At 68.7% G+C, this 25,227-nt stretch carries 23 protein-coding genes; 18 read left to right on the top strand and 5 right to left on the bottom strand.

The features are described from left to right. Positions 1–194: 194 nt before the first annotated feature. The 4 genes from B7495_RS05620 to B7495_RS05635 all read right to left on the bottom strand — a co-directional run bounded on the left by B7495_RS05620 (position 195) and on the right by B7495_RS05635 (position 2,583). Positions 195–1,079 (bottom strand): TIGR01777 family oxidoreductase, encoded by an 885-nt coding sequence (locus tag B7495_RS05620; RefSeq protein ID WP_088455712.1) that lies wholly within the window; start codon positions 1,077–1,079, stop codon positions 195–197. A gap of 3 nt (positions 1,080–1,082) precedes the next feature. Then, positions 1,083–1,508: an OsmC family peroxiredoxin gene (locus tag B7495_RS05625; RefSeq protein WP_088455713.1), complete on the bottom strand. Its 426-nt coding sequence runs from the start codon at positions 1,506–1,508 to the stop codon at positions 1,083–1,085. Positions 1,509–1,606: 98 nt separating this feature from the next. Continuing rightward, the gene (locus B7495_RS05630; protein ID WP_088455714.1) at positions 1,607–2,125 is read right to left on the bottom strand and encodes a DUF4395 domain-containing protein; all 519 of its coding nucleotides are present in this window, start codon (positions 2,123–2,125) and stop codon (positions 1,607–1,609) included. Beyond that, positions 2,122–2,583, bottom strand: a complete 462-nt coding sequence (locus tag B7495_RS05635) for a thioredoxin family protein (RefSeq protein WP_088455715.1) — start codon at positions 2,581–2,583, stop codon at positions 2,122–2,124. The genes B7495_RS05630 and B7495_RS05635 overlap by 4 nt, the downstream gene beginning before the upstream one ends. Before the next feature lie 113 nt (positions 2,584–2,696). Between B7495_RS05635 and dapA the strand changes: the two genes are divergently transcribed. The 15 genes from dapA to dapF all read left to right on the top strand — a co-directional run bounded on the left by dapA (position 2,697) and on the right by dapF (position 19,247). After that, the gene (gene dapA, locus B7495_RS05640) at positions 2,697–3,674 is read left to right on the top strand and encodes a 4-hydroxy-tetrahydrodipicolinate synthase (RefSeq protein ID WP_088455716.1); all 978 of its coding nucleotides are present in this window, start codon (positions 2,697–2,699) and stop codon (positions 3,672–3,674) included. Positions 3,675–3,760: 86 nt separating this feature from the next. After that, positions 3,761–5,437: a ribonuclease J gene (locus B7495_RS05645; RefSeq protein WP_088455717.1), complete on the top strand. Its 1,677-nt coding sequence runs from the start codon at positions 3,761–3,763 to the stop codon at positions 5,435–5,437. 203 nt (positions 5,438–5,640) lie between these two features. Continuing rightward, a complete protein-coding gene (locus B7495_RS05650) occupies positions 5,641–6,705 on the top strand; it encodes a hypothetical protein (RefSeq protein WP_174776450.1) in 1,065 nt (354 codons plus the stop codon). Further along, positions 6,702–7,436, top strand: coding sequence for an ABC transporter ATP-binding protein (locus B7495_RS05655; RefSeq protein ID WP_088455718.1), 735 nt, complete (start codon positions 6,702–6,704; stop codon positions 7,434–7,436). The genes B7495_RS05650 and B7495_RS05655 overlap by 4 nt, the downstream gene beginning before the upstream one ends. Next, positions 7,433–8,659, top strand: coding sequence for an ABC transporter permease (locus B7495_RS05660; protein WP_088455719.1), 1,227 nt, complete (start codon positions 7,433–7,435; stop codon positions 8,657–8,659). Before B7495_RS05655 ends, B7495_RS05660 begins: the two co-directional genes overlap by 4 nt. Before the next feature lie 144 nt (positions 8,660–8,803). Then, the gene (locus B7495_RS05665) at positions 8,804–11,716 is read left to right on the top strand and encodes a DNA translocase FtsK (protein WP_088457928.1); all 2,913 of its coding nucleotides are present in this window, start codon (positions 8,804–8,806) and stop codon (positions 11,714–11,716) included. A gap of 4 nt (positions 11,717–11,720) precedes the next feature. Then, on the top strand, positions 11,721–12,323 hold the full coding sequence (gene pgsA / locus B7495_RS05670; RefSeq protein ID WP_088455720.1) for a CDP-diacylglycerol--glycerol-3-phosphate 3-phosphatidyltransferase: 603 nt from the start codon (positions 11,721–11,723) through the stop codon (positions 12,321–12,323). Further along, a complete protein-coding gene (locus B7495_RS05675) occupies positions 12,316–12,855 on the top strand; it encodes a CinA family protein (protein WP_088455721.1) in 540 nt (179 codons plus the stop codon). The genes pgsA and B7495_RS05675 overlap by 8 nt, the downstream gene beginning before the upstream one ends. Positions 12,856–13,020: 165 nt before the next feature. Then, positions 13,021–13,329 carry a helix-turn-helix domain-containing protein gene (locus B7495_RS05680; protein WP_088455722.1) on the top strand — a complete coding sequence of 103 codons (309 nt, stop codon included), beginning with the start codon at positions 13,021–13,023 and terminating at the stop codon, positions 13,327–13,329. Between the two features lie 67 nt (positions 13,330–13,396). Beyond that, positions 13,397–13,618: a DUF3046 domain-containing protein gene (locus B7495_RS05685; RefSeq protein ID WP_088455723.1), complete on the top strand. Its 222-nt coding sequence runs from the start codon at positions 13,397–13,399 to the stop codon at positions 13,616–13,618. A 336-nt stretch (positions 13,619–13,954) separates the two neighbouring features. Beyond that, positions 13,955–15,091 (top strand): recombinase RecA, encoded by a 1,137-nt coding sequence (gene recA, locus B7495_RS05690; protein WP_088455724.1) that lies wholly within the window; start codon positions 13,955–13,957, stop codon positions 15,089–15,091. 5 nt (positions 15,092–15,096) lie between these two features. Continuing rightward, the gene (locus B7495_RS05695; protein WP_088455725.1) at positions 15,097–15,726 is read left to right on the top strand and encodes a regulatory protein RecX; all 630 of its coding nucleotides are present in this window, start codon (positions 15,097–15,099) and stop codon (positions 15,724–15,726) included. A gap of 37 nt (positions 15,727–15,763) precedes the next feature. Then, positions 15,764–17,413 (top strand): tRNA (N6-isopentenyl adenosine(37)-C2)-methylthiotransferase MiaB, encoded by a 1,650-nt coding sequence (miaB, locus tag B7495_RS05700; protein ID WP_088455726.1) that lies wholly within the window; start codon positions 15,764–15,766, stop codon positions 17,411–17,413. Between the two features lie 6 nt (positions 17,414–17,419). Then, positions 17,420–18,328, top strand: a complete 909-nt coding sequence (gene miaA, locus B7495_RS05705) for a tRNA (adenosine(37)-N6)-dimethylallyltransferase MiaA (RefSeq protein ID WP_088455727.1) — start codon at positions 17,420–17,422, stop codon at positions 18,326–18,328. A gap of 37 nt (positions 18,329–18,365) precedes the next feature. Continuing rightward, positions 18,366–19,247 carry a diaminopimelate epimerase gene (dapF, locus tag B7495_RS05710; RefSeq protein ID WP_088455728.1) on the top strand — a complete coding sequence of 294 codons (882 nt, stop codon included), beginning with the start codon at positions 18,366–18,368 and terminating at the stop codon, positions 19,245–19,247. A 66-nt stretch (positions 19,248–19,313) separates the two neighbouring features. Here the strand turns inward: dapF and B7495_RS05715 are convergent, their stop codons facing one another. Beyond that, entirely contained in the window at positions 19,314–19,940 is a 627-nt protein-coding gene (locus B7495_RS05715) for a class I SAM-dependent methyltransferase (protein WP_088455729.1), read from the bottom strand. Positions 19,941–19,981: 41 nt separating this feature from the next. Between B7495_RS05715 and hflX the strand changes: the two genes are divergently transcribed. From hflX to metE, 3 genes are all read left to right on the top strand, one after another. Next, positions 19,982–21,526, top strand: a complete 1,545-nt coding sequence (hflX, locus tag B7495_RS05720; RefSeq protein WP_088455730.1) for a GTPase HflX — start codon at positions 19,982–19,984, stop codon at positions 21,524–21,526. 281 nt (positions 21,527–21,807) lie between these two features. Further along, positions 21,808–22,869, top strand: coding sequence for a methylenetetrahydrofolate reductase (locus B7495_RS05725; RefSeq protein ID WP_088455731.1), 1,062 nt, complete (start codon positions 21,808–21,810; stop codon positions 22,867–22,869). Beyond that, positions 22,869–25,190, top strand: coding sequence for a 5-methyltetrahydropteroyltriglutamate--homocysteine S-methyltransferase (gene metE / locus B7495_RS05730; protein ID WP_088455732.1), 2,322 nt, complete (start codon positions 22,869–22,871; stop codon positions 25,188–25,190). Before B7495_RS05725 ends, metE begins: the two co-directional genes overlap by 1 nt. Positions 25,191–25,227: the final 37 nt, after the last annotated feature.

The raw sequence follows: 25,227 nt of genomic DNA on the forward strand, positions 1-25,227 counted from the left end.
CGGGTGCCGCGGCCACGGCGATCGAACCGTGGTCGTTCACAACATCGGGCCGGCGCCCCTGTGGAGGACTGCCCAGCCATCGCGCGGGGCGGCCCCCTGGGATGCGTAGTGCGGGTCACGCGCCGTTATGCGGGTGGCGCGCCACCCGCATAACGGCGCGTACCCCGCATAACGAGATTGCGCCCCCCAAAGGCCTAGCGCAGCATCCAGGTGACAGCTTCGGCGGCCGTACGGTGGGTGAAACGGAACCCGTCGGCCTGCAGCTTCGCCGAGCTCACCCGCTGGTCGGCGAGCAACAGTTGCCTGGCGGCATCCTGCAGCGCCAGGGTCAGCACGAACTCGGGCACCGGAAGGAAGAACGGCCGGCGCAGCGCCGAGGCCACGGCCCGGATCACCTCGTTGGCCGTTGCCGGGGTGGGGCCGGTGAGGTTCACCGGGCCGCTCAGCTCCGAGGTGAGCAGGTGCACGATCGCCGCGGCTTCGTCGTGGAGGCTTACCCACGGCCAGATCTGGCTGCCACGGCCGAGCGGTCCGCCGAGGCCGAGCCGCACGATCGGCATCAGGGGCTTCAGCGCGCCGCCCTTGGCGAGCACCAGGCCGGTACGCAGCAGCACCACCCGGGTGCCCTCAGGGGCCAGCCGGGCCTCCGCTTCCCACGTCGTGACGACGGTGGCGAGGAAGTCCGAGCCCGGTGCGGACTCCTCGGTGAGCTCCTCGCCGGGCCGGTTGCCGTAGATCCCCACGGCGGACGCGTTCAGCAGCACCGTCGGTGGCGTGCCGGCCCGGCGCATCGCGTCGGTGAGGGTACGAGCGGCCTGCACCCGCGATTCCATGATCTGGCGGCGGTAGGACTTGGTCCAGGGCAACCGCCCGATCGACGCGCCGGACAGGTTGATCACCGCGTCCACGCCGTCGAGCACGGTGGGATCCAGGGTCAGTGTCGCCGGGTCCCAGCGCACCTCCGACCTGGAGCGCGCGGGGCGTCGCACCAGACGCAGCACGGTGTGGCCGGCCGTTTCCAGCTGGCGGGTCAGTTCGGTGCCGATGAGCCCGGAGGCTCCGGAGATGAGTACGCGCACCGCTCAGGCCAGTTCGGCTTCGATGGTGATCGGGATGCCGGTCAACGCTTGCGAGATCGGGCAGTTCACCTTCGCGTCCTGCGCGAACGCCTCGAACTCCGCCTCAGTGACACCGGGAACGTTGGCGCTGACGAGCAGGTGGCTGCCGGTGACACCGGTGCCGGCCACGAACGTGACCGCCGCGGTGGTCTGGATGCTCGTGGGGGTGTGTCCGGCGTCGGCCAGGATCAGGGCCAGTGCCATCGAGAAGCAGGATGCGTGCGCCGCGCCCAGCAACTCCTCGGGGTTGGTCGTATTGGCGGTTCCCTCGGCCCGGGCCTTCCAGTTCACCGGGAACGACCCGCCGTGCGAGGAATCGAGCGTGACGGTTCCGGAACCCGTCGTCAGGTCTCCGGTCCATACGGTGGTTGCTTCGCTGGTCAGGGCCATGGTGATACCTCCTGGAAGTGGAGCACCAGCCTATCCGCCGGGCCTGAACCGTTCACAGGGAATCCTCGGGCGACGGGCAGGTTCGCCAGACCCGCCGGTCAGGGCGCCGCCGGGCTACGCCCGAGGACGCCGGCCCGCACCAGCAGGAGGTACAGCTGGCAGCCCAGGCAGTAGTCGAAGGCCGCGTTCAGGAAAGCCGCCACGAACGCGGCCGCCGCCGCGAGGGGCACGGCCACGATCACCCCGGCCAGGCCGAGCAGCACCCCGGTCAGGGCGACCAATAGGCCGACACCCTGGGCGAAGGTGGGCGGGGCCGGGTCTTCGAGTTCGGCCGGCGGGCCGAGCCGCGGGCGCACGAGGGCCTTGTAGAGCCACCCGTACGGATGCCGGGCGGCCCCGGCGATGGTGCCCCAGGCGAACACCGCGGTCTGCACGGCGAGCAGCGCCAGGGCGGCGTCGGAGGCTCCGACGAGCGCGAGGAAGATTACCGCCAGCAGCACGACGGCGGTGACGGCCGCGCCGAACCGGGGGCCGCGCGGGTCGATGCCCGTCCGCTTCCCGGCAGCGGCAGCAGCGGCGGCGGCGGAAGCAGTCGCAGCGGATTCTGGCTGGGTCATCGGGACTCCTGAACGTTTCGGGCAAGGTCATCGAGGTGCGCGTGCAGGGCGGCCCGGTCCGGCACACCGCCCACCCGGGCGCGCACCCGGCCGGCCCTGTCGAGCACCAGTGTGGTGGGCGTCTGCAGAACCTTGAACCGCCGGGCGAGGTCGGCGCGATGGGTGAGGTCCACCTCCACGTGCCGCACGCCGGTGCGGGCATCCGCCACCTGGCCCAGCAGCACGCTCGTGCCGGGGCAGCGGGCGCAGAACTCGGTGGAGAACTGCAGCAGCGTCGCCTCGGCGCCGAAAACCCCCGGGATGTCCGACACGGACAGGCCCAGCTGGGCGGCCGTGACGGCATCCACCGAGTCGGTCGAGCTCGTGAGCCGGCCCTGCCGACGGCGCCAGACCAGTCCCAGCGCGGTGGTCAACGCGACCAACAACACCAGAACGAGCAGGGCGGCGGCGGGGTTCATGCAGGCGAGGTTACGCCGCGGCGGGCCTCAGACCCCTCGTATGACGGCAGATGACGCGCGCGAGGGCAGGCGTGGAGGCGCGGGAGGGCGCGCTAGACGATAACCTGTAAAACGTGTCTACTCCTTACAACCCCTTCGGGCAGGTCCTCGTCGCCCTGGTGACACCTTTCACCGCTGACGGTGAGGTCGCCTGGGCCGACGTCGAGAAGCACATCGACGACGTCATCACCGCCGGGGCCGACGGCATCGTCGTCACCGGCACCACCGGCGAGACCTCCACCCTCACCGACCCCGAGAAGATCCGGCTCGTCGAGGTCGGCAAGGACGTTGCGGCCGGTCGCGCCAAGATCATCACCGGCGGCGGCTCGAACGAGACCGCCCACGCCATGCAACTCGCCAAGCAGAGCGAGAAGGCCGGCGCCGACGGCAACATGATCGTCACGCCGTACTACAACAAGCCCACCCAGGCCGGTGTTCTCACGCACTTCCGCATGATCGCGGATGCCACCGACCTGCCGGTGATCCTGTACGACATCCCGGGACGCACGGGCATCCCGATCACCTACGAGACCATCCTGCGCGCCGCGAAGCACCCGAACATCCTCGCCGTCAAGGACGCCAAGGGCGACCTGGCCCAGGTCAGCCGGGTGCTCAACCAGACCGACCTGCTCTACTTCTCCGGCGACGACCCCAACGTGCTGCCGCACCTGTCGATCGGCGCCACCGGCCTGATCGGCGTCACCGCGAACATCGCGGCCAAGCCGTACCGCCAGATGGTGGATGCCGTCAACGCGGGTGACCTCAAGGCGGCCACGCTCGCGCACCAGCAGCTTGAACCCCTCGTGCGCGCCGTGATGACCCACGTGCCGGGCACCGTCGCGGCCAAGTACATCCTGCACGGGCTGGGTCGCATCAGCAGCCCGCGCGTGCGCCTGCCCCTGGTCGGCCCGGAGGAATCCGAGGCCGCCATGATCGAAGACGAAATCGACCTCGTCCGGAACATCCCCGGCGTCGACTTCACCAACTTCCGCCCCGACCGCAACGCCGCCGCCGGCGGGGCGCTGCCCAAGGTCGCCGGAACCACACGCTAAAAGATAAACGCACCACGGATCAACAGCAGCACCAACTCCACCCACCACTAACTTCACGCACCACCAACTCCACAATAGGAGGGCTTATGCCCAACGACGTATACGCACCGCCCGCGCTCCCCAAGGGAACACTCCGCGTCACGCCCATCGGCGGACTCGGCGAAATCGGCCGGAACATGACCACCTTCGAGATCAACGGCAAAATCCTGATCGTCGACTGCGGCGTGCTGTTCCCCGAGGAGCACCAGCCCGGTGTCGACCTGATCCTGCCGGACTTCACCCCGATCAAGGACCGCCTGAAAGACATCGTCGGCGTCGTGCTCACCCACGGCCACGAGGACCACATCGGCGCGGTGCCCTACCTGCTCAAGCTGCGCCAGGACATCCCGCTGATCGGCTCCGGCCTGACGCTGGCGTTCATCGAGGCCAAGCTCAAGGAACACCGCATCACCCCTTACACCCTGCAGGTGAAGGAAGGCCAGAAGGAACGCCTCGGCCCGTTCAACCTCGAATTCGTCGCGGTCAACCACTCGATCCCCGACGCCCTCGCCGTCGCCATCAAGACCGAGGGTGGCAGCGTGCTGCACACCGGTGACTTCAAGATGGACCAGCTGCCGCTGGACAACCGCATCACCGACCTCCGCGACTTCGCCCGCCTGGGCGAAGAGGGCATCGACCTGTTCCTGGTCGACTCCACCAACGCCGACGTTCCCGGCTTCACGCCGTCCGAGCGTGCCATCGGCCCGGTCCTGGAAGACGTCATCGCCCGCGCCCCGCGCCGGGTGGTCATCGCCAGCTTCTCCAGCCACGTGCACCGGGTGCAGCAGGTGCTCGACGCCGCTCACGCCAACGGCCGCCGCGTGGCCCTGCTGGGCCGCTCGATGGTGCGCAACATGACCATCGCCGCCGACCTCGGCTACCTCAAGGTGCCCGACGGTGTGCTCATCGACTTCAAGAAGGCCGGGAACATCCCGGACAACAAGATCGTCTACATGTCCACCGGTTCGCAGGGCGAGCCGATGGCGGTGCTCAGCCGCATCGTCAACAAGGAACACCAGATCGAGGTCGGCCCCGGCGACACCGTCATTCTGGCCTCCAGCCTGATCCCGGGCAACGAGAACGCGGTCTACCGCATCATCGACGGCCTGACCAAGCTCGGCGCGAACGTCGTGCACAAGGGCAACGCCAAGGTGCACGTCTCCGGACACGCCGCCGCCGGCGAGCTGCTCTACGTCTACAACGTGCTCCGCCCGAAGAACGTGCTGCCCGTGCACGGCGAATACCGCCACCTGGTGGCCAACGCCAAGCTCGCCGTGCAGAGCGGGGTGCCCGTCGAACGGGCCATCCTCGCCGAGGACGGCACCGTTCTCGACCTGCGCGACGGAAACGTCACGAAGGTCGGCCAGCTCGACCTCGGCTACGTCTACGTCGACGGTTCCACCGTCGGTGAGATCACCGAAGCCGACCTCACCGACCGGCGCACCCTGTCCGAGGAAGGCTTCATCTCGATCATCGTCGTGGTGGACAAGTCCACCGGCAAGGTCATCGTCGGCCCGGAGATCCACGCCAAGGGCTTCGCCGAAGACGACTCGGTCTTCGACTCCGTCCGGCCCAAGATCGAGGCCGCCCTGGCCGAGGCCGCGCAGAACGGCACCCACGACACCTACGCGCTCACGCAGGTCGTGCGCCGCACCGTCGGCCGCTGGGTGCAGGCGTCGTTCCGCCGCCGCCCGATGATCGTTCCGATGATCATCGAGGCGTAACCGCCCGCTGCACAGCACCACTGTCAACCCCCGGCCGCCCTCGGCGCCGGGGGTTGACGCGTTCTTGGGTCCCCGCACACCGGGGGTCATCCTTCAGGAGGATTTTGCCCGAAAGCCGCCTCGACGGGCCGGAACTGCCCCTAGGCTCGTGCCAGTCGACACCGTCAGGTGCGATGCGAGCATGGGGGAAATCAGTGAATGTGATGCGCAAATGGGTCTTTCCGATCCTCCGATTGCTCGTCGTCGCGGCCATCGCGGTGGCCCTGGTGAAGCTGGCGTTCTTCGCCGACGCCGCGGAAGCCCAGGACCCGGCCCAGCCGACCGGCCAGGTCGTGGAACCGCAGATCCCGGTTGCCCTGGGCACGATCACCAACGATGTGACGCTGCCCGGAACCGTGTCGGCGGATGCCGCCGTGCCCGTCAAGGCCGTCGCGGCCGGCACCGTCGACGAGATCTTCTTCGCCGCCGGAGCGACCGTCGCCGCCGGCGACAAGATCTACGACATCAAGGTCGAAACCGTGCGCGACCCCGTTGAGACGACGGACCCCGCCACCGGGATGATCGCCATCACCCAGCCCAAACCGGCGGTCACCTTCGAGAAGGTCTTCGCCCCCGCCGACGGCGTGCTCAGCGCCCTCACCGTCATCCACGGCCAGTCCGTCGCCATCGGGGACACCACCGGCCAGGTCGCGCCGCCCAGCTACTCGGTGAGCGGATCGCTCAGCCCCGAGCAGCAATACCGTCTCGTCACTCAGCCCACCGAGGCGTCCATCGCCATCACCAACGGTCCGGCCCCGTTCACCTGCACGGGCCTGCGCATCACCACCCCGCTGGCCGGGGCGGATGCCGGCGGCTCCGGCGGCGGCACCAATCCGGCGTCGGGCACCGGCACCGGCACCGGCACGGGCGGGGCGGGCGGCACCACCGTCAGCTGCGCCATCCCGGCCGAGGTCACGGTCTTCCCCGGCCTCGCCGCCCAGATCACCATCGCCGGCGGCAAGGCCGAGAACGTGCTCGTCGTGCCCACCACGGCCGTGAAGGGCTCTGCCGAAACCGGGGTCGTCTGGTTCGTGCTGCCCGACGGCACAACCGAGGAACGCCCGGTGACACTCGGGATGAACGACGGTACCTCGGTGCAGATCGTCGAGGGGCTGGCCGAGGGCGACCTGATCAACCAGTTCGTACCCGGCGCCACCGCCGTGAGCGGCTGCAGCACCGCCCCGGACGGCAGCGAGGTCTGCCCCGAGCCCGGAATGACCCTCCATTGACGCTCCTGCACCTGGCCGGCGTCACGCGCACCGTCCAGCTCGTCGACGGCCCACCGCTGACGATCCTCTCCGGCGTCGACCTCGACGTGGAGGTGGGCGACAGGGTCTCCATCGTGGGCCGCAGCGGCTCCGGCAAGTCCACCCTGCTCAACCTGCTCGGCCTGCTCGACAACCCCACCTCGGGTGACCTCGAGTTCGACGGTCGACCGGTGAAATCGTTCTCCTCCGGGGAGCGCGACAGGGTGCGCGGCCGCGACGTGGGCTTCATCTTCCAGCAGTTCAACCTGCTCCAAGGCCGCACGGCCCTCGAGAACGTGATGACCCCGCTGCTCTACGCGCAGGGCAAACAATTCTGGCAGCGGGCCCGAATCGCCACCGCGATGCTGGAACGGGTCGGCCTCGGCCACCGGCTGGGCGCCATGCCCGACAAACTCTCCGGCGGTGAACAGCAGCGGGTGGCGATCGCCCGCTCGCTCGTGCGCGGTCCGCGGTTGATCCTGGCCGATGAACCCACCGGCGCCCTGGACCTCGAGACAGGGGCGGATGTGATGGCGCTCCTTGACGAGGTCGCCACCGGCTCCGGCGCGGCCCTGATCACCATCACCCACGACCCGGCCATCGCGGCGCTGGCCAGCCGGCATCTGCGCCTGGACCACGGCGTGCTCACCGTGGCCGGCGGCCCGGTGGCCCCGGTCGTCCGCGACGACGAGCTGGCGACGGTGCCGGCATGAACCGGCTGCTCAGCAACGTGGTCGGCTCGTTCGTGGAGGCCTGGCAGGAACTGCGCATCCACAAGACCCGCGTGATGCTCTCCCTCATCGGCGTGGCCGTCGCGGTCTGCGCCATCACCACCGTCGTCGGCCTCGGCGCGGTGGCCCAGCAGTCCATCGTGGAACAGAACGAACGCAGCGGCGGCCGCAGCGCCACCCTCTCGCTCTACGCCGGATCGAACGACGGCAGCGCCATCGACCCGGATGTCATGCAAGAGTTCTGGGACACCTCGCTCGAGCGCTACGGCATCGACTACGCCAGCCGGGTGCTCTACACCACCCAGACCGTGCAGTTCACGGATGGTGCGGTGCCCGTGCAGGCGATCGGCGTCGACCAGCCGTACGGCACCATGCACCGCGTGGCACTCACCGAGGGGGACTGGTTCAGCGTTGACGACGCCGACCGCCTCGCACCGGCGGTATTGGTCAACCAGGTCTTCTGGGACCGACTCGGCCGGCCCGACCTGGCCACGCACCCCACCACCACGCTGCTGGGCGCCACCCCGACCACCGCCGTGATCACCGGGGTCTACCCGGTGAGCGTCTGGGAGACCGAGCCGGCCATGTACCTGCTCATGGACACCATCACCGCTCTCACTCCCGCCGACCAGCTCGCGGCCAGCGGCAGCGTCCCCAATTACGAACTATGGGTGCCGCCGGAAATCAGCGAGGACCTGATCGTTGCGCTGCAGCGGGATGCCCAAGGGGCGCTCGGCGCCGGCACGAACGTGTCGGTGAGTCGACAGGACTACGCTGCCTACAACGAGGACCCGTTCGCGTCGATCAAGCTGCTCGTCGGGGGAGTGGCCGGCCTGGTGCTGCTGCTCGGCGCGCTGGGTCTGGTGAACATCGCCCTGGTCACGCTCAAGCAGCGCATCCGGGAGATCGGGGTGCGGCGCAGCTTCGGCGCCACCGCCGGCCGGGTGTTCTTCTCGGTGATGATGGAGAGCATCGTGGCGACCCTGGTGGCCGGCGTGGTGGGGGTGATCGGAGCCGTGCTCATCGTCACCAATCCCATGCTGCAGGAGTTCATCAGCCAGGGCATGGTCACCGACTTTCCGCCGTTCCCCGTGGAGGCCGCCATCCTCGGCCTGGTCTGCGCCACCGTCGTGGGCGCCCTCGCGGGCCTGCTGCCCGCGCTGGTGGCGGTGCGCGTCAAGGTCATCGACGCCATCCGCTATTGACCATTCGCGAAAGCGGCCGGGTGGTCGCCACGGCCCTCTCGAAGCAGCCATACAGCCGCTTTCGCGAGCCGTGGGACCTTCCACGACCGGGTAATTGGGCGTGGGCTCACACCGATGTCGGCCGTCGGCGGTACCGTGGAACACATGGCTACGAGCACTAAGTCGACCGGGCGTGCCCGCAGCACACCTGCGCGCGGCACCGGAACGACCGCGCGCACCAAAGCCGGCAGCACCGCGACCCAGAAGACCGTCAAATTCGCCCCGACCGAGCCCAAGCCGGCCATCGCCGTGCGCATGTGGATGGGTCTGGCCCACGTCGCCGGCGGCGCCGCCCGCGCGCTCGGCCCCGAGCAGCTCTCCAAAGAGGAGCGCCGCGACGGCCTGCCCTTCTTCCTCGTGCTGCTGGCCGTCGCCGGCGCCGTGATCGAGTGGTTCCTGATCAACGACCCGGTGGCCCAGACCCTGGACGCTTGGACCTTCGGCGCCCTCTTCGGCCGGCTGGCCTTCGCCCTGCCGGTGATCCTGCTGCTCTTCGCCATCTGGCTGTTCCGCAATCCGAGCTCCGTGCACGACAACGGCCGCATCGGTATCGGCCTCTCGCTGCTCCTGGTCACGGTCTCCGGCCTCTGCCACATCTTCGGCGGGCAGCCCACACCCACCCAGGGCGTGGAGGTGCTCGCCCTGTCCGGCGGTGTCCTCGGCTGGATGATCGCGGCCCCGCTGATCTTCCTGATCACCACCGTCGGCGCGGCCATCGTCGTGATCCTGCTGCTGATCCTCAGCCTCTTCATCATCACCAAGACCCCGCCGAACAAGATCGGCGAACGCAGCCGTGAGCTCTACGCCTGGCTCTTCGGCACCCCGCTGCCGGCCCCAGAGGAGCGCGCGGCCGCCAAGGAGATCCGCCAGGAACGCATCCAGGCCCTCAAGACCAAGCAGATCGAACTCGACGGCCTCGACCCGGCCCACGACGACGACACCGACGAGGGCGCCCTGCCCTGGTGGCGACGCAACACCAGCAAACGCGAAGAAGACCCCGACTTTTCCAGCGCCATGTCGTCGGAGTCCGACGAGGCCCGGCCTCCCGCTGCCGACCCGCTCAGCACGCTGCTCAACGGCGGGGCGGATGCCGCCAAGGGCGGCTTCGACACCGCGCTCGAGTCTCCCCAGGCCCACGTTCCCCCCGTTCACACCGACCACTACGGCACCGAGGTGCTCGAAGACCTGCTCAAGGCCGAGGAAGCCATCAAACGCTTCACCGGTGAGGTTGCCGCGGTGCCCCACGCGACGGGCCTGCAGGCCGACGACCCGACCGGCCTCACCGAGGTACTGCCGGGCCTGGACGACCTCGACGAGGCCGCCTCGGCGGTGGACCGGTCCGCGACCGAGCTGGGCTTCGGCGAGCAGCCGAACCTGCCCTACGTGCTGCCGTCGTCCACGACCCTCATCGCCGGTCCGCCGGCCAAGGCGCGCTCCGCCGCCAACGACGAGATCGTCAAGTCCATCACCGAGGTGCTCAGCCAGTTCTCGGTGGATGCGAGGGTCACCGGTTTCTCCCGCGGCCCGACCGTCACCCAGTACGAGATCGAACTCGGCCCCGGCGTCAAGGTCGAGCGGGTCACCGCGCTGAGCAAGAACCTGTCCTACGCCGTCGCCTCCAACGAGGTGCGCATCCTCTCGCCGATCCCCGGCAAGAGCGCCATCGGCATCGAGATCCCCAACACCGACCGCGAGATCGTCACCCTCGGCGACGTACTGCGCTCCGGCACGGCCACCAACAGCACCCATCCGATGACCATCGGTGTCGGCAAGGACGTCGGCGGCGGCTTCGTCATCGCCAACCTCGCCAAAATGCCCCACCTGCTCGTGGCCGGATCCACTGGCTCGGGTAAGTCCAGCTTCGTGAACTCGATGATCACCAGCCTGTTGATGCGGGCCAAGCCCAGCGACGTGCGCATGGTCCTCATCGACCCCAAGCGCGTCGAACTCGCCGCATACGCCGGCGTACCGCACCTGATCACTCCCATCATCACGAACCCCAAGAAAGCCGCCGAAGCGCTGCAGTGGGTCGTGAAGGAGATGGACATGCGTTACGACGACCTGGCCAGCTTCGGGTTCCGGCACATCGATGACTTCAACAAGGCCGTCGTCAACAACGAGATCGTGCTGCCGGCCGGCAGCGCCCGCAAACTCAAGCCATACCCCTACCTGCTCGTGGTGGTGGATGAGCTCGCCGACCTGATGATGGTCGCCCCGCGCGACGTCGAAGATTCCATCGTGCGCATCACCCAGCTCGCCCGGGCCTCCGGCATCCACCTGGTGCTGGCCACCCAGCGGCCCAGCGTCGACGTGGTCACCGGCCTGATCAAGGCCAACGTGCCCTCCAGGCTGGCCTTTGCCGTCACCAGCGTCACCGACTCCAGGGTCATCCTCGACCAGCCCGGCGCCGACAAGCTGATCGGGCAGGGCGACGCCCTGTTCTTGCCGATGGGCGCTTCCAAGGCCCTGCGGGTGCAGGGCGCCTGGGTGAACGAGGCCGAGATCGAACGGGTTGTCAAGCACGTCACCCAGCAGGCCCGGCCGGACTACCGGCCCGACGTCTCCGCCGAGGCGCCGCGCAAGGAGATCGACTCCGACATCGGTGACGACCTCGAGGTGCTGCTCGCGGCCGCCGAACTCGTGGTGTCCACCCAGTTCGGTTCCACCTCGATGCTGCAGCGCAAGCTGCGGGTGGGCTTCGCCAAGGCGGGCCGCCTGATGGACCTGCTCGAGTCCCGCGAGATCGTCGGCCCGTCCGAAGGTTCCAAGGCCCGCGACGTGCTCGTCACCGCCGAACAGCTGCCCAGCGTCCTGGCCAAGCTGCGCGGCTCCGACGCCGAGCACCACGCCGCCACTGCCCGATCGCAGTTCGAAGAGTCCCAGCGGTCGCAGGCGCACGAGCAGGCCACCCCCGACCCGCGCTACGCCGACGACCCGGTGGCGAAGATGAGCGAAGGGTACGCTGAGGAAGACGGCGACTCGGACGAAGACGCCTGGCAACTCACCGACAGGGAATGACCCCATGGCTACACCGACACCTGCGGCCCCGCCGTCCAATTGGAACCTGCCGAACATCATCACCATCGTGCGCATCCTGCTGGCACCGGTGTTCTTCTGGATGCTGCTGGCCGACAACGGCGCCGACGAGGCCCTCCGCTGGTGGGCCGCCGTGCTCTTCATCGTGGCCATCGCCACCGACGGCGTCGACGGGGCCATCGCCCGCCGGTACAACCTGGTCACCGACCTCGGCAAACTGCTCGACCCGATCGCCGACAAGATCCTCACCGGCGCCGCGCTGATCGGACTGTCCATCCTCGCCGAGCTGCCCTGGTGGGTCACCCTGGTCATCCTGGTGCGCGAGATCGGCATCACCGTCTTCAGGTTCGCCATGCTGCGCGACAGGGTCATCCCGGCGTCCCGCGGCGGCAAGCTCAAGACCATCGCGCAGTCCGTGGCGATCTCTCTGGCCCTGCTGCCGCTCTGGCTGGTCTTCGGCGACTGGATCCACTGGGTCAACACCATCGCCATGACGATCGCACTGGTGCTCACCGTGTACACCGGCGTCGAATACCTCGTCGCCGCGCGCCGGGAGAACAAGCAGGCCAAGCCGACCAGCAATGCCTGACCCGTCCGGCGCTGAACCGACGTCGGGCCCGGATGCCGCGGCCGCCCTCGTCGCCGCCCTCACCGCCAGACACCTCACCATCGCCGTAGCCGAATCCCTGACCGGCGGACTGCTCGTGGCCGAGCTCGTGCGCATCCCCGGCGCATCCGTCGTCGTGGCCGGGGGAGTCGTGGCGTACCAGACCCCGCTCAAGCACACCCTGCTTGGCGTGGACGCCCTGCTGCTGGCCGAGCACGGTGCCGTGCACCCCGAGGTCGCCAGACAGATGGCCACCGGTGTGCGCACCGCGCTGGCGATCGACGGGCGCCCGGCCGACATCGGCATCTCGACCACCGGGGTCGCCGGCCCCGACGAACAAGACGGCCAGAGCGTCGGCACGGTCTACCTGGGAGTGTCTTTCGGGGATAAGGTGCGGGCCATACCGATTAGTCTCACCGGAGACCGGGCAGCGATCCGGATGCAAACCGTTGCGCACGCGATCGAAGCTGTGTGTCAGCTGATTGAATCCACAAAGCTTCAGATCGCGGAATAGTTCCTGTTACCGGTGGGTTACAGAACACATATTCACAAGTAAAGTCCAGTCATCCTCGGTAATCTGAGGTGTCGGATGGATAGAGTACTGTTGGCCATCCGCCACACAAAACTGACCGGTTGAGTGGGCCCCAGCAGACTAGACAGCACGAAGAAGGAGGTTCCGATGATTCTTGTTCGTCAGGAAATCGGCGATGTGCTCAGGGACTTCCGCCTGCAGAAGGGTCGCACCCTGCGTCAGGTTGCGAGCAAGGCAAGTGTGGCCCTCGGCTACCTGTCTGAAGTTGAACGCGGTCAGAAGGAAGCGTCTTCCGAGATTCTTGCTTCGGTCGCAGACGCGCTGGACACACCGATCTCGGTGATCATGCGCGAGGTCGGCGATCGGCTGGCCGTCATCGAGGGAATCGATCGTTTCCCCGACACCGTACCCGACGAGCTGGTTGCCAAGTTCGACGCCAGCATGATGATGCGCTAATCGGTCTTCTCCACGTTTCGCACCGAGTGCGCGTCAACCGAGTGAGCATCAACCGAGTGAGTACCGCATGCGATTGAGTGAGTTTCGTCAGGCCCTGAAAGACGAATTCGGCGAGAGCTACGGCAGGGTGCTCACCCGGGATCTGGTGCTGGGTCCGCTCGGACGGACCGCCGACCAGGCCCTCGCGGGCGGAGTTCCCGCTCGCGACGTTTGGTTGGCCCTCTGTGCCGAAACGGATGTTCCGCCGGCCCGCCGCCACGGCGCCGGGCTTCCTCCGGCCCGCAGCTGATCCGGTCACGCCGGCAGCACCCAGACACCAGCGAACCATGAGCCACCACCGGCCCGGCCCTCCAGCCGGGCCGTTCCTCGTTTCGCGAGAAGATTCCGACACACCACCCCAGCGTCGAATGTCTGTTCGGTTCTTGGTAGGCTCCTCCACAGTAGAAGTCGAAGACGGATTGTCCACCGTCGCGGTGCCTGCCGGCCAGTGTCGGTGGTGCTGCGTACAGTCGGATTCGTCAACGACAACCGCGCACCTGCCTTGTCGAGGGCGGTCACCGGGATCCTCCCGCTGGTCGAAACGACAGCCTATAGGCGCCACGCGCACGACCCAAAGGAGCACACCATGGCATCAGCAGCAGACCGCGAGAAGGCACTCGACACCGCCCTCGCCCAGATTGACCGCCAGTTCGGCAAGGGCTCGGTCATGCGCCTCGGCAGCGACGATCGCGCGCCCGTCGAGATCATCTCCACTGGGTCGATCGCCCTGGACGTCGCGCTCGGCATAGGTGGCCTGCCCCGCGGTCGCATCGTGGAGATCTACGGCCCGGAGTCCTCGGGTAAGACCACCCTCACCCTGCACGCCATCGCCAACGCCCAGAAGAACGGCGGCATCGCCGCGTTCATCGACGCCGAGCACGCCCTCGACCCCGACTACGCGAAGAAGCTCGGTGTCGACATCGACGCCCTCCTCGTCTCCCAGCCCGACACGGGTGAGCAGGCGCTGGAAATCGCCGACATGCTCGTGCGAAGCGGCTCCATCGACCTCATCGTCGTCGACTCCGTCGCAGCCCTGGTTCCGCGCGCCGAGATCGAGGGCGAGATGGGTGACTCCCACGTGGGCCTGCAGGCCCGCCTGATGTCGCAGGCGCTGCGCAAGCTCAACGGTGGTCTGAGCCAGACCAACACCACCATGATCTTCATCAACCAGCTGCGCGAGAAGATCGGCGTGATGTTCGGCAGCCCGGAGACCACCTCCGGCGGAAAGGCGCTCAAGTTCTACGCGTCTGTGCGTCTGGACATCCGTCGAATCGAGACCCTCAAGGACGGAACAGAGGCCGTCGGTAACCGCACCAGGGTCAAGGTCGTCAAGAACAAGATGGCACCGCCCTTCAAGCAGGCCGAATTCGACATCATCTACGGCATCGGCATCTCCCGCGAGGGCAGCCTGATCGACTTCGGTGTCGACCAGGGCATCGTCAAGAAGTCCGGCGCCTGGTACACCTACGACGGCGACCAGCTCGGCCAGGGCAAGGAGAACTCCCGCAAGTTCCTGCTGCGCAACCCGGACATGGCCAACGAGATCGAAACCAAGATCCTCAACAAGCTCGGTGTGGGCGCGGAGGGCAAGGCGGCCAAGAAGGCCGCAGACGACGCCGCCACCGCCGCAGCGGCCGCCGCGGCAACGGGTGCCGCCACGGGCACGGATGGTGCCAAGGTTCCGTCCATCGCGGCCAAGGCCGCCGCACGCAAGGGCGCCTAGCCGCCATGGTTCACTTCGAACCCTCCCGAGGCAAGACCGACGCCGGCTCCTCGGCCGGCCGGGAGGGCCTCGCCCCGGTGACATACCTGCCCGGGGCGAGCCCGGCCGATCAGGCCGATGACGCCGAGGACGAGGCGGCCGAGGAACGCGAGCACGCGGAGAAGCTACTGCTGCAGCGCCTGCGCGGCCGGTCCCTGTCGATCGTCGAGGCCCAGAAGCTGCTGCGGTCCACCGAGATCGACGAGGAGTCCGTGCAGGACATCCTCGAACGCTTCACCGAGCTGCACTACCTCGACGAGGAGAAGCTCGCCGACCAGATCATGCACAGCCACCACGAACGCAAGGGCCTGGGCCGCAGCGGTGTCGGCGCCGAAATGCGCCAGCGCGGGCTCGACGCCGAACTCATCGCCGAAAAGCTTGAGGAGATGCCGGACGACGAAGCCGAACGGGCCACCGAACTGGCGCTCAAGCGGGTGCAGCAGCTGGACAGGTTCGACGATGCCACCATCGATCGTCGGCTCACCGGCTTCCTGATGCGCAAGGGATACGCCTCCTCCGTGGTGCGCGACGCCGTCAAGGCCGCTCTCGCGTCCCGGCGGGGTTCGGGCCGCACCTCCACGGTGCGGTTCCGCTGAGGTCTGTTCACGACGGCACGCGTAAGCTGGGGGAACTATGAGCAGCGTCACCGCACCACCCCTCGCCACCCCGTCATCCCTCGACCCGTCGCCGCACAGCGCGACCGTGATCGCGCCGTCCTCGGCGGCGAGGGATGACGAGGGCCGGGCGCGCACCTATGAGGTGCGCACCTTCGGCTGCCAGATGAACGTGCACGACTCCGAGCGGCTCAGCGGCTCACTCGAGGCGGCCGGCTATGTGTCGGCGGCGGGCGCCGAGGCCGACATCGTGGTGATCAACACCTGCGCGGTGCGGGAGAACGCCGACAACAAGCTCTACGGCAACCTCGGCTACCTCGCCTCGGTCAAGCGCAAGCACGCGGGCATGCAGATCGCCGTCGGCGGTTGCCTGGCGCAGAAGGACAAGGCCACCATCCTGGCCAAGGCGCCGTGGGTGGACGTGGTGTTCGGCACCCACAACATGGGGTCCCTTCCGAGCCTGCTCGAACGCGCCAGGCACAACGGTGAGGCCCAGCTGGAGATCCTCGAATCCCTGGAAACCTTCCCGTCCACCCTGCCGACCAAGCGCGACTCGAGCTACAGCGGCTGGGTCTCGATCTCGGTCGGCTGCAACAACACCTGCACCTTCTGCATCGTGCCCGCCCTGCGCGGCAAGGAGAAGGATCGCCGCCCCGGCGAGATCCTCGCCGAGATCCAGGCGCTCGTCGACGACGGCGCCATCGAGGTGACCCTGCTCGGCCAGAACGTCAACTCCTACGGGGTGGAGTTCGGTGACAGGCTGGCGTTCGGCAAGCTGCTGCGCGCCGCCGGCCAGATCCCGGGACTGGAACGCATCCGCTTCACCAGCCCGCACCCTGCCGCCTTCACCGATGACGTCATCGACGCCATGGCGGACACCCCCGCTGTGATGCCGCAGCTGCACATGCCGCTGCAGTCCGGCTCCGACCGGGTGCTCAAAGCCATGCGCCGGTCCTACCGGTCCACCAAGTTCCTCGGCATCCTCGAGCGCGTACGCGCGCAGATGCCCGACGCGGCGATCAGCACCGACATCATCGTCGGCTTCCCCGGCGAGACCGAGGAAGACTTCCTCGAGACCATGCGGGTCGTCGAAGAGTCCAGGTTCGCCACGGCGTTCACCTTCCAGTACTCCATCCGGCCGGGCACCCCCGCAGCCACCATGGCCGACCAGGTGCCCAAGGCCGTCGTGCAGGACCGTTACGAACGGCTCATCGCCCTGCAGGAACGGATCTCCTGGGAGGAGAACCGCGCCATCATCGGCCGTGAGGTCGAACTCCTCGTCGCCAACGGTGAGGGCCGCAAGGACGCCGACACCCACCGGCTCAGCGGCCGGGCCCCCGACAGCCGGCTCGTGCACTTCGACGTGCCCGCCGGCTCCGACCTGCCCCGGCCCGGCGACATGGTCACCGTGACCGTCACCCAGGCCGCACCGTTCCACCTCATCGCCGACTCCCTCGACGGCACGCCGCTCCGGATCCGCCGCACCATCGCCGGCGACGCCTGGGACCGGGAGCAGGCCGAGTCCTGCGGTGTGCCCGCCCCGGCAGCGTCCACCGGCGGCGCGGTCTCGTTGGGTCTGCCGACCCTGCGGGTGGGCGGGCCCAGCCTGACACTGCACGGTGGCGCCACGACGATCCCGATCTACCCGGTCGACGACGCGGAACGTTAGGACCCGGTGCTCGTTGTCATCGTCGGGCCGACCGGTACCGGCAAATCCGAGCTGTCCCTGGACATCGCCGAACGGCTGATCGCGGCCGGCCGGCCGGCGGAGATCGTGAACGCCGACGCCATGCAGCTCTACCGGGGCATGGACATCGGCACCGCCAAGCTCGCCCCCGCCGAGCGCCGCGGGGTGCCGCACCACCTGCTCGACGTGCTCGACGTGGCCGACGAGGCCACCGTCGCCCGCTACCAGGTGGAGGCCCGCGCCGCCATCACCGGCATCCTCGACCGCGGTGCCGTGCCCATCCTCGTGGGCGGGTCCGGTCTCTACGTGTCCTCCGTCGTCTACGATTTCCAGTTCCCCGGCACCGACCCGGTGCTCCGCGCCCGCCTCGAGGCCGAGCTCGTGGATCAGGGCCCCGGCCTGATGTACGACCGGCTCAAGGCCGTCGACCCCGGCGCCGCCGCCCGCATCGGCGCCAGCAACGGCCGCCGGCTCGTGCGCGCCCTCGAGGTCGTCGAACTCACCGGCGCCCCGCACACCGCGGCCCTGCCCGGCGACCCGGTCTACTGGATGCCCGCCGTGACCCTCGGGCTGCGCCTGCCCCGCGAGGTGCTCACCCCGCGCCTGGACGCCCGAGTGGACCGCATGTGGACGGCCGGACTCGTCGAGGAGGTGCGCGCCCTCATCCCCGCCGGCCTGGAAGGCGGCGTCACGGCCAGCCGGGCCATCGGCTACGCCCAGGCCCTCGGCCAGGTGCACGGCACAATGTCGCAGGCGGATGCCGTCGAGGCGACCCAGCAGCTGACCCGGCGATACGCCCGCCGTCAGGTGAGCTGGTTCAAACGTGACCCGCACACGCACTGGATCGACGCCGACGACGCGGACCGTGTCGACCAGGCCGTCAGCCACCTGCCCTGACGCCGAATACCGTAGCCCGAGTCCCTAAACTGAACACATGGGCATCGATCTCCACTTCACCAAGGGCCACGGCACCGGCAACGACTTCGTGCTGTTCGCCGACCCCGACGGCCGACTCGACCTCACCCCGGAGCAGATCCAGGGCATCTGCGACCGCCAGTTCGGCGTCGGCGCCGACGGCATCATCCGCGCGGTGCGTTCGGCCAACCTCGATGCGGGTGCCGCGGCCCTCGCCGAAGACGACGGCGCCGAGTGGTTCATGGACTACTGGAACGCCGACGGCACAGTCTCGGAGATGTGCGGCAACGGCATCCGGGTGTACACCCGATTCCTCCTCGAACAGGGCCTCGTCGACCTCGGCCCCGGCGACACTCTGGCCATCGGCACCCGCAGCGGCGTGCGCGACGTGCAGCAGAACGCCACCGGGTTCCAGGTGGACCTCGGCCGGTGGCGGCTGGAACCGGGGGAGACCCTGGTGCGTGCCAAGAACCTCGCCGTTGCCCGCCCGGGGCTGGGCATCAACGTGGGCAACCCGCACGTGGTGGTGGCCCTCGCCGACGAAAACGAGCTCGAGAGCGCCGACCTGACCTTCATTCCGCAGCTGGACCCCGAGCCCGCCGAGGGCGCCAACGTGGAGTTCGTGCTGCCGCATGACCCGCTCGTCGTCGACGGCGTCGGCCGCATCCGTATGCGCGTGCACGAACGCGGCAGCGGAGAGACCTTGTCCTGCGGCACCGGTGCCGTCGCGGCGGCCCTGGCCACCCGGCACTGGGCCGGCCAGGGCGCGCCAAACCAGTGGCGTGTCGAGGTCCCCGGCGGCGTTCTGGGCGTGCGGATGTTCCCCACCGAGGACGGCGAGCACGTCTCCCTGTCCGGCCCCGCCACCCTGGTCTTCGACGGCACCCTCGCCCTCGCCTAACCCCGCCGCGAACTGTGACAAAGGCCCCCGGGTTGTGGGGCCTACCTCACAGTTCGAGGGGGAGCGTCAGGCGGGTTTGTGGGCCTGCAGGATGCGGAAGCCCTTGTCGGTGGCGTAGCGGGAAACCTCGAGCGCGCCGGGTTGCCCGGCGCCGGGGAACTCCTCGGCGAGCCAGCGGTGCAACGAATCGGAGCCGAGGTTGCGCTGCACGACGAGCCAGGCATCCGAGCCGGGCTTCAGACGCGGCAGCCAGTGCTCGAGCATCGTGTGCAGCTCGGCCTTGCCCACCCGGATCGGCGGGTTCGACCAGATGCCGGCGAACACGACGGAATCGGGAACATCCGCCGGCAGGACCGCGTTGATGTTGGTGAGCGCCAGGCTGGCGGCGTTCATCCGCACCAACTCGAGGGCTCGCTCGTTGACGTCGACGGCCCACACCGTGGCCGTGGGATCGGCCAGCGCCAGATGCAGGCTGATCGGTCCCCAGCCACAGCCGAGGTCCAGCACATCCCCGCCGCCGGAGGGCAGCGGAGCCTCACGCATCAGCACCTTGGTACCGGTGTCGATGTGCTCGGGGGAGAAAATCGCGTTCGCGGTGGTGACCGCACGGATTTGACCGGCGATCTTCACGGTGATCTGCCGCAATTTCAGGTCGCTGCCCGGAGTCGACGAGAAATAGTGTTCGGAAGCCATACAGCGAACTTATCGAAAAAAGAGGAACTAGAGTTAAAGCAATGACTGATATAAACGCTCCACACGATGGCGATGACGATGTAGTTGCGCGCGTGCTGGCCAGCGCCGAGAGCCGGTCCTCCGGCTACTCGCTGTTCGCGAGCGGATCGGCGCAGGCCCTCTCGGCACGCCCGGCCAACGGCGGTTTCGACGGCGGCGACCACGACGGCGAACAGACCGAACGTGAAGACCGCAACGCCCTGCGCCGCGTCGGTGGGCTCTCCACCGAACTGCAGGACGTCACCGAGGTTGAGTACCGCCAGCTGCGCCTGGAAAACGTCGTCCTGATCGGCGTCTACTCCGCCCGTAGCCTGCTCGACGCCGAGAACTCCATGCGCGAGCTCGCCGCCCTGGCCGAAACCGCCGGCGCCACGGTGCTGGACGGTCTGCTGCAGCGCCGCGCCACCCCGGACCCCAGCACCTACCTCGGCAAGGGCAAGGCCCTCGAGCTCGCCTCCATCGTGGCGGCGCTCGGCGCCGACACCGTGATCGCCGACACCGAACTCGCGCCCAGCCAGCGGCGAGCCCTGGAAGACGTGGTCAAGGTGAAGGTCATCGACCGCACCGCCGTGATCCTGGACATCTTCAGCCAGCACGCCAAGAGCAGGGAGGGTAAGGCGCAGGTCGAACTCGCCCAGCTCGCCTACCTGTTGCCCCGGCTGCGCGGCTGGGGTGACTCGATGTCCCGCCAGGCCGGTGGCCAGGTCGGTGGCGCCGGTGCCGGTATGGGCTCGCGTGGACCCGGTGAGACGAAGATCGAACTCGACCGGCGCCGCATCCACACCCGGATGTCGCGGCTGCGCAAGCAGATGCTGGAGATGAAGCCCGCCCGCGAGGCCAAGCGCGCCAACCGCAAGCGCAACGCGGTGCCGTCGGTCGCGATCGTCGGGTACACCAACGCCGGCAAGTCCAGCCTGCTCAACCGCATCACCAAGGCCGGCGTGCTCGTGGAGAACTCCCTCTTCGCCACCCTGGACGCCACGGTGCGAAAGTCCACCACGGACGACGGTCGGCTGTACACCTTCACCGACACCGTCGGTTTTGTGCGCAACCTGCCCCACCAGCTGGTGGAGGCGTTCCGCTCCACCCTCGAGGAGGTCGCGGACTCCGATGTCATCATCCACGTCGTCGACGCGTCCCACCCCGACCCGGCCAGCCAGCTGGCCACGGTGCGCGAGGTCATCGGCGAGGTCGGTGCCAGTGACATCCCCGAGCTGGTGCTGTTCAACAAGAGCGACCTGGTCAGCGACGACGACCGGCTCGTGCTGCGGGGCCTCGCCCCCCAGGCGATCTTCGTGTCGGCGCGCAGCGGCGAGGGCATCGACGAGGTGCTGCGGGTTCTCGAGACCATGCTTCCCCGTCCGGAAATCCGCCTGGAACTGCTGATCCCCTACGACCGCGGTGACCTCATCCCGATCCTGCACGAGCAGGGCAAGGTTCTGGCGTTGGACTACTCCGAGACCGGCACCCAGGTAACGGCCCTCGTGTCGCCCGGTATCGAGGCCCAGTTCACCCCGTTCGTGGTGGCACCGGCCATCTCCGGCTGACCCCGATCCGCCCGAAGGCGGCACCCGCTCCTGAACCAGGGACGGGTGCCGCCTTCGGCCGTTAACGCCCCAGATCGGCCGCGAACGTAACAATCGGCCACGCAGCAGCGCGCTCGAAGGTGCGTTGTTAGAGTCATCACATTCGTTGCCGGCGGGATACTCTGCCCGGCATGGAGCGACAGCCGAGCCCGGCACCCGCCCGCGAGCAGCCGCCCGGTATCCGTGGCGGTCCGCGGCCGCCAGGCCCTTCGAACTGAACCCACCATGCCGAATGAGGAACCATGACAGCGACCCCCACGACCCCACCGGCGGACCCCGACTGTCGGTCGAGCATCCCGTTCTCGTTTGAGCTGTACCCGCCCAAGACGGATGCCGCGACGACGGCCCTGCATGTCACCATCGACGCCCTGGCTGCGGCCCGTCCGAAGTTCATCTCGGTGACCTACGGTGCCAGCGGCTCCTCCCGCACCTCGTCCCTGGACGTGCTGCGCTACATCCGCCGGGCCACCATCGTGGACCCGATGGCGCACCTCACCTGCGTCGGTTCCTCGCACGCCGAGGCGAGCAGCCTGATCCGCGAGTTCCTCGATGCCGGCGTGAGCAGCTTCCTCGCCCTCCGCGGTGACCCGCCCGAAGGCCTGACCGAGAACGACGCCTTCCTCGGCGACCTGCACAGTGCCGGCGAGCTGGTGCAACTGATCCATCGGGTACAGGCCGAGCGAGTGCCGTACCAGGAGACCCCCATCCCCGGACTCCCTCGCGCCCGGGCCGTGAAGACCGAACGTGAGCACGTGCGCATCGCCGTGGCCGCGTTCCCCAACGGGCACCCGCGCTCACGATCCACCGCGCAGGACATCGACACCCTCCTGGCCAAGCAGGCGGCGGGCGCCAACCTCGCCATCACCCAACTCTTCTTCCACGCCGACCACTACCTCAGCTTCATCCAGCGAGCCAGGGAAGCCGGAGTGGAGTTCCCGATCCTGCCCGGCATCATGCCCGTCACCAGCCCCGGCAGGCTGCGGCGCATCCTCGAGCTCTCCGGGGAGGAACTGCCCGCCGAACTCTCGATCCAGCTCGAAGTGGAACCCACCCTCGAGGGCCAGCGCGAGATCGGCATCAGCCACGCGGCCGCCCTCGCCGAGAAGCTCATCGCCGGCGGGGCTCCCGGCCTGCACCTCTACGCCTTCAACCAGCACGAGACCGTGCTCGCCGTGCTCGACCGCGCCGGCGCGCTGGCACCGGCACAACCGGTCGTCTCCGCTCACAACCCACCTCCGACCCATCCCTCGACCAGCCCTGCCGACACCCGTGCCGGAATCCACTCCACGAAGGACCACTACTGATGACCATCACCGTCCCCGCATTCCCCACCGGAACGATCCTCGGCTACCCGCGGATCGGCCGCCGCCGCGAACTGAAGAAGGCCGTCGAAGCCTTCTGGGCCGGCCGGATCGACGCCGCTCAACTCGAAGCCACCGCGGCAGCCCTGCGCAACACCACCCGGGAGCGGCTCGTCGGCCTCGGGCTCGGCCGCAGCGACTCGTCGATTCCGGAGAGCTTCTCCTTCTATGACCAGGTGCTGGATGCGGCGGTGACCGTCGGCGCCATCCCCACCCGCTTCGCCGGTCTCGTCGACGCCGACGGTCACCTCGACCTCGCCGGCTACTTCACCCTGGCCCGCGGCGCCGGCGAGAACCTGCCGCTCGAAATGACCAAGTGGTTCGATTCCAATTACCACTATCTGGTGCCGGAAATCGGCCCGGAGACGAGCTTCCACCTCGCCAGCGACCGCATCGTGCGGGAGTTCGACGAGGCCGTCGCCGCCGGCTTCCTCACCCGACCCGTCATCGTCGGTCCGGTCACCTTCCTGCTCCTGGCCAAGCCGAGCGAAACGGCCCCGGCCGGCTTTCACCCGCTCGATCGCCTCGACGACCTGCTGCCGGTCTACGCCACCCTGATCGAGCGCCTCGCCGCCGCGGGTGCAGAGTGGGTACAGCTGGACGAACCGGCCCTCGTCAGCGAGAGCATCGACATCCCGCGCGACCGTGCCCTCGCCGCCCTCGCCCGGGCCTACGACACCCTCGGCGGCCTCGACAGGCGGCCCGGACTGTTCGTGGCCGCGCCCTACGGCAGCCTCGACGACGCCCTACCCGTTCTGGCCAAGACCCCGGTCGAGGCCATCGGCCTGGACCTCGTGCGCGGAACGGTGCCCGCCGACGTGCCCGGCCTGGCCGACACCACCCTCGTGGCCGGCGTGATCGACGGTCACAACATCTGGCGGGGCGACCTCGAGGCGGCGTTCGACAAGGTGGCCCAGCTGGGCGCGCTGAGCGACCGGATCGCGGTCTCCAGCTCCACCTCGCTGCTGCACCTGCCGCACGACGTCACCGACGAGACCAAGCTCGGCGCCGACCTTACCGGTTGGCTGGCGTTCGCCGACCAGAAGATCGGTCAGGTCGCCACCCTCGCTCGCGGCCTCTCCGAGGGGCAGGCTGCCGTGCAGGCAGATCTCGACGCGGCCACCGCGTCGCTGGAGGCGCGCCGGGTCTCGCCCGGCGTGCGTGACGGCGCCGTGCGCGCCCGCCTCGACACCCTCACCCCGGCCGACTTCAGCCGCGGCGACTACGAGGCCCGCCTGGCCGCTCAGGATGCCGTGCTCGACCTGCCCCCGCTACCGACCACGACCATCGGCTCGTTCCCGCAGACGAGTGATATCCGCCGCGCCCGCGCCCGCCTGGTCTCGGGCGAACTCGCATCCGCCGACTACCAGGAGCTCATGCGCGCCGAGATCGGCCGGGTCGTGCAGCTGCAGGAAGACCTCGGCCTCGACGTTCTCGTGCACGGTGAACCCGAGCGCAACGACATGGTGCAGTACTTCGCCGAGAACCTCGATGGCTTCACCGTCACCGAGAACGGCTGGGTGCAGTCCTACGGCAGCCGGTGCACCCGTCCGTCGATCCTGTGGGGCGACGTCCGGCGTCCGGCGCCCATCACCGTGGAGTGGTCCAGCTACACCCAGACCCTTACCGAGAAGCCGGTCAAGGGGATGCTCACCGGACCGGTCACCATCCTGGCCTGGTCGTTCGTGCGCGACGATCAGCCGTTGGGGGAGACCGCACGGCAAGTGGCGCTCGCGCTGCGCGACGAGATCGGTGACCTCGAGGCGGCCGGTATCCGGGTGGTGCAGGTCGACGAGCCCGCGCTGCGCGAGCTGCTGCCCCTGAAGAAGAAGGACCACGCCGACTACCTGGATTGGTCGGTCGGGTCGTTCAGGCTCGCTACCGCGGGGGTCGCCGACCAGACCCAGATCCACACCCACCTCTGCTACTCGGAGTTCGGGGTCGTCATCGACGCGATCCGCAACCTGGACGCCGACGTGACCAGCATCGAGGCCGCTCGGTCGAAGATGGAGGTCGTCGCCGACCTGCAGACCAGTGGCTTCGACCACGGCATCGGCCCGGGCGTCTACGACATCCACTCGCCGCGGGTGCCCGGTGTGGCCGAGATCACCGAACTTCTCGAGCGGGCCCTGCAATCGATCCCCGCTCGCCAGGTCTGGGTGAACCCGGACTGCGGACTGAAGACCCGCGGGTATGCGGAGACCGTGGAGTCCCTGCGCAACATCGTCGATGCCACCCGCGCAGTTCGGGCGACGCTGGTCTGACCTGGCCCGCCCTGACTACGCCGGCACAACACGAAGG

This window comes from Cryobacterium sp. LW097 (genome assembly GCF_002205495.2).
Classification (GTDB): Bacteria; Actinomycetota; Actinomycetes; order Actinomycetales; family Microbacteriaceae; genus Cryobacterium; species Cryobacterium zongtaii.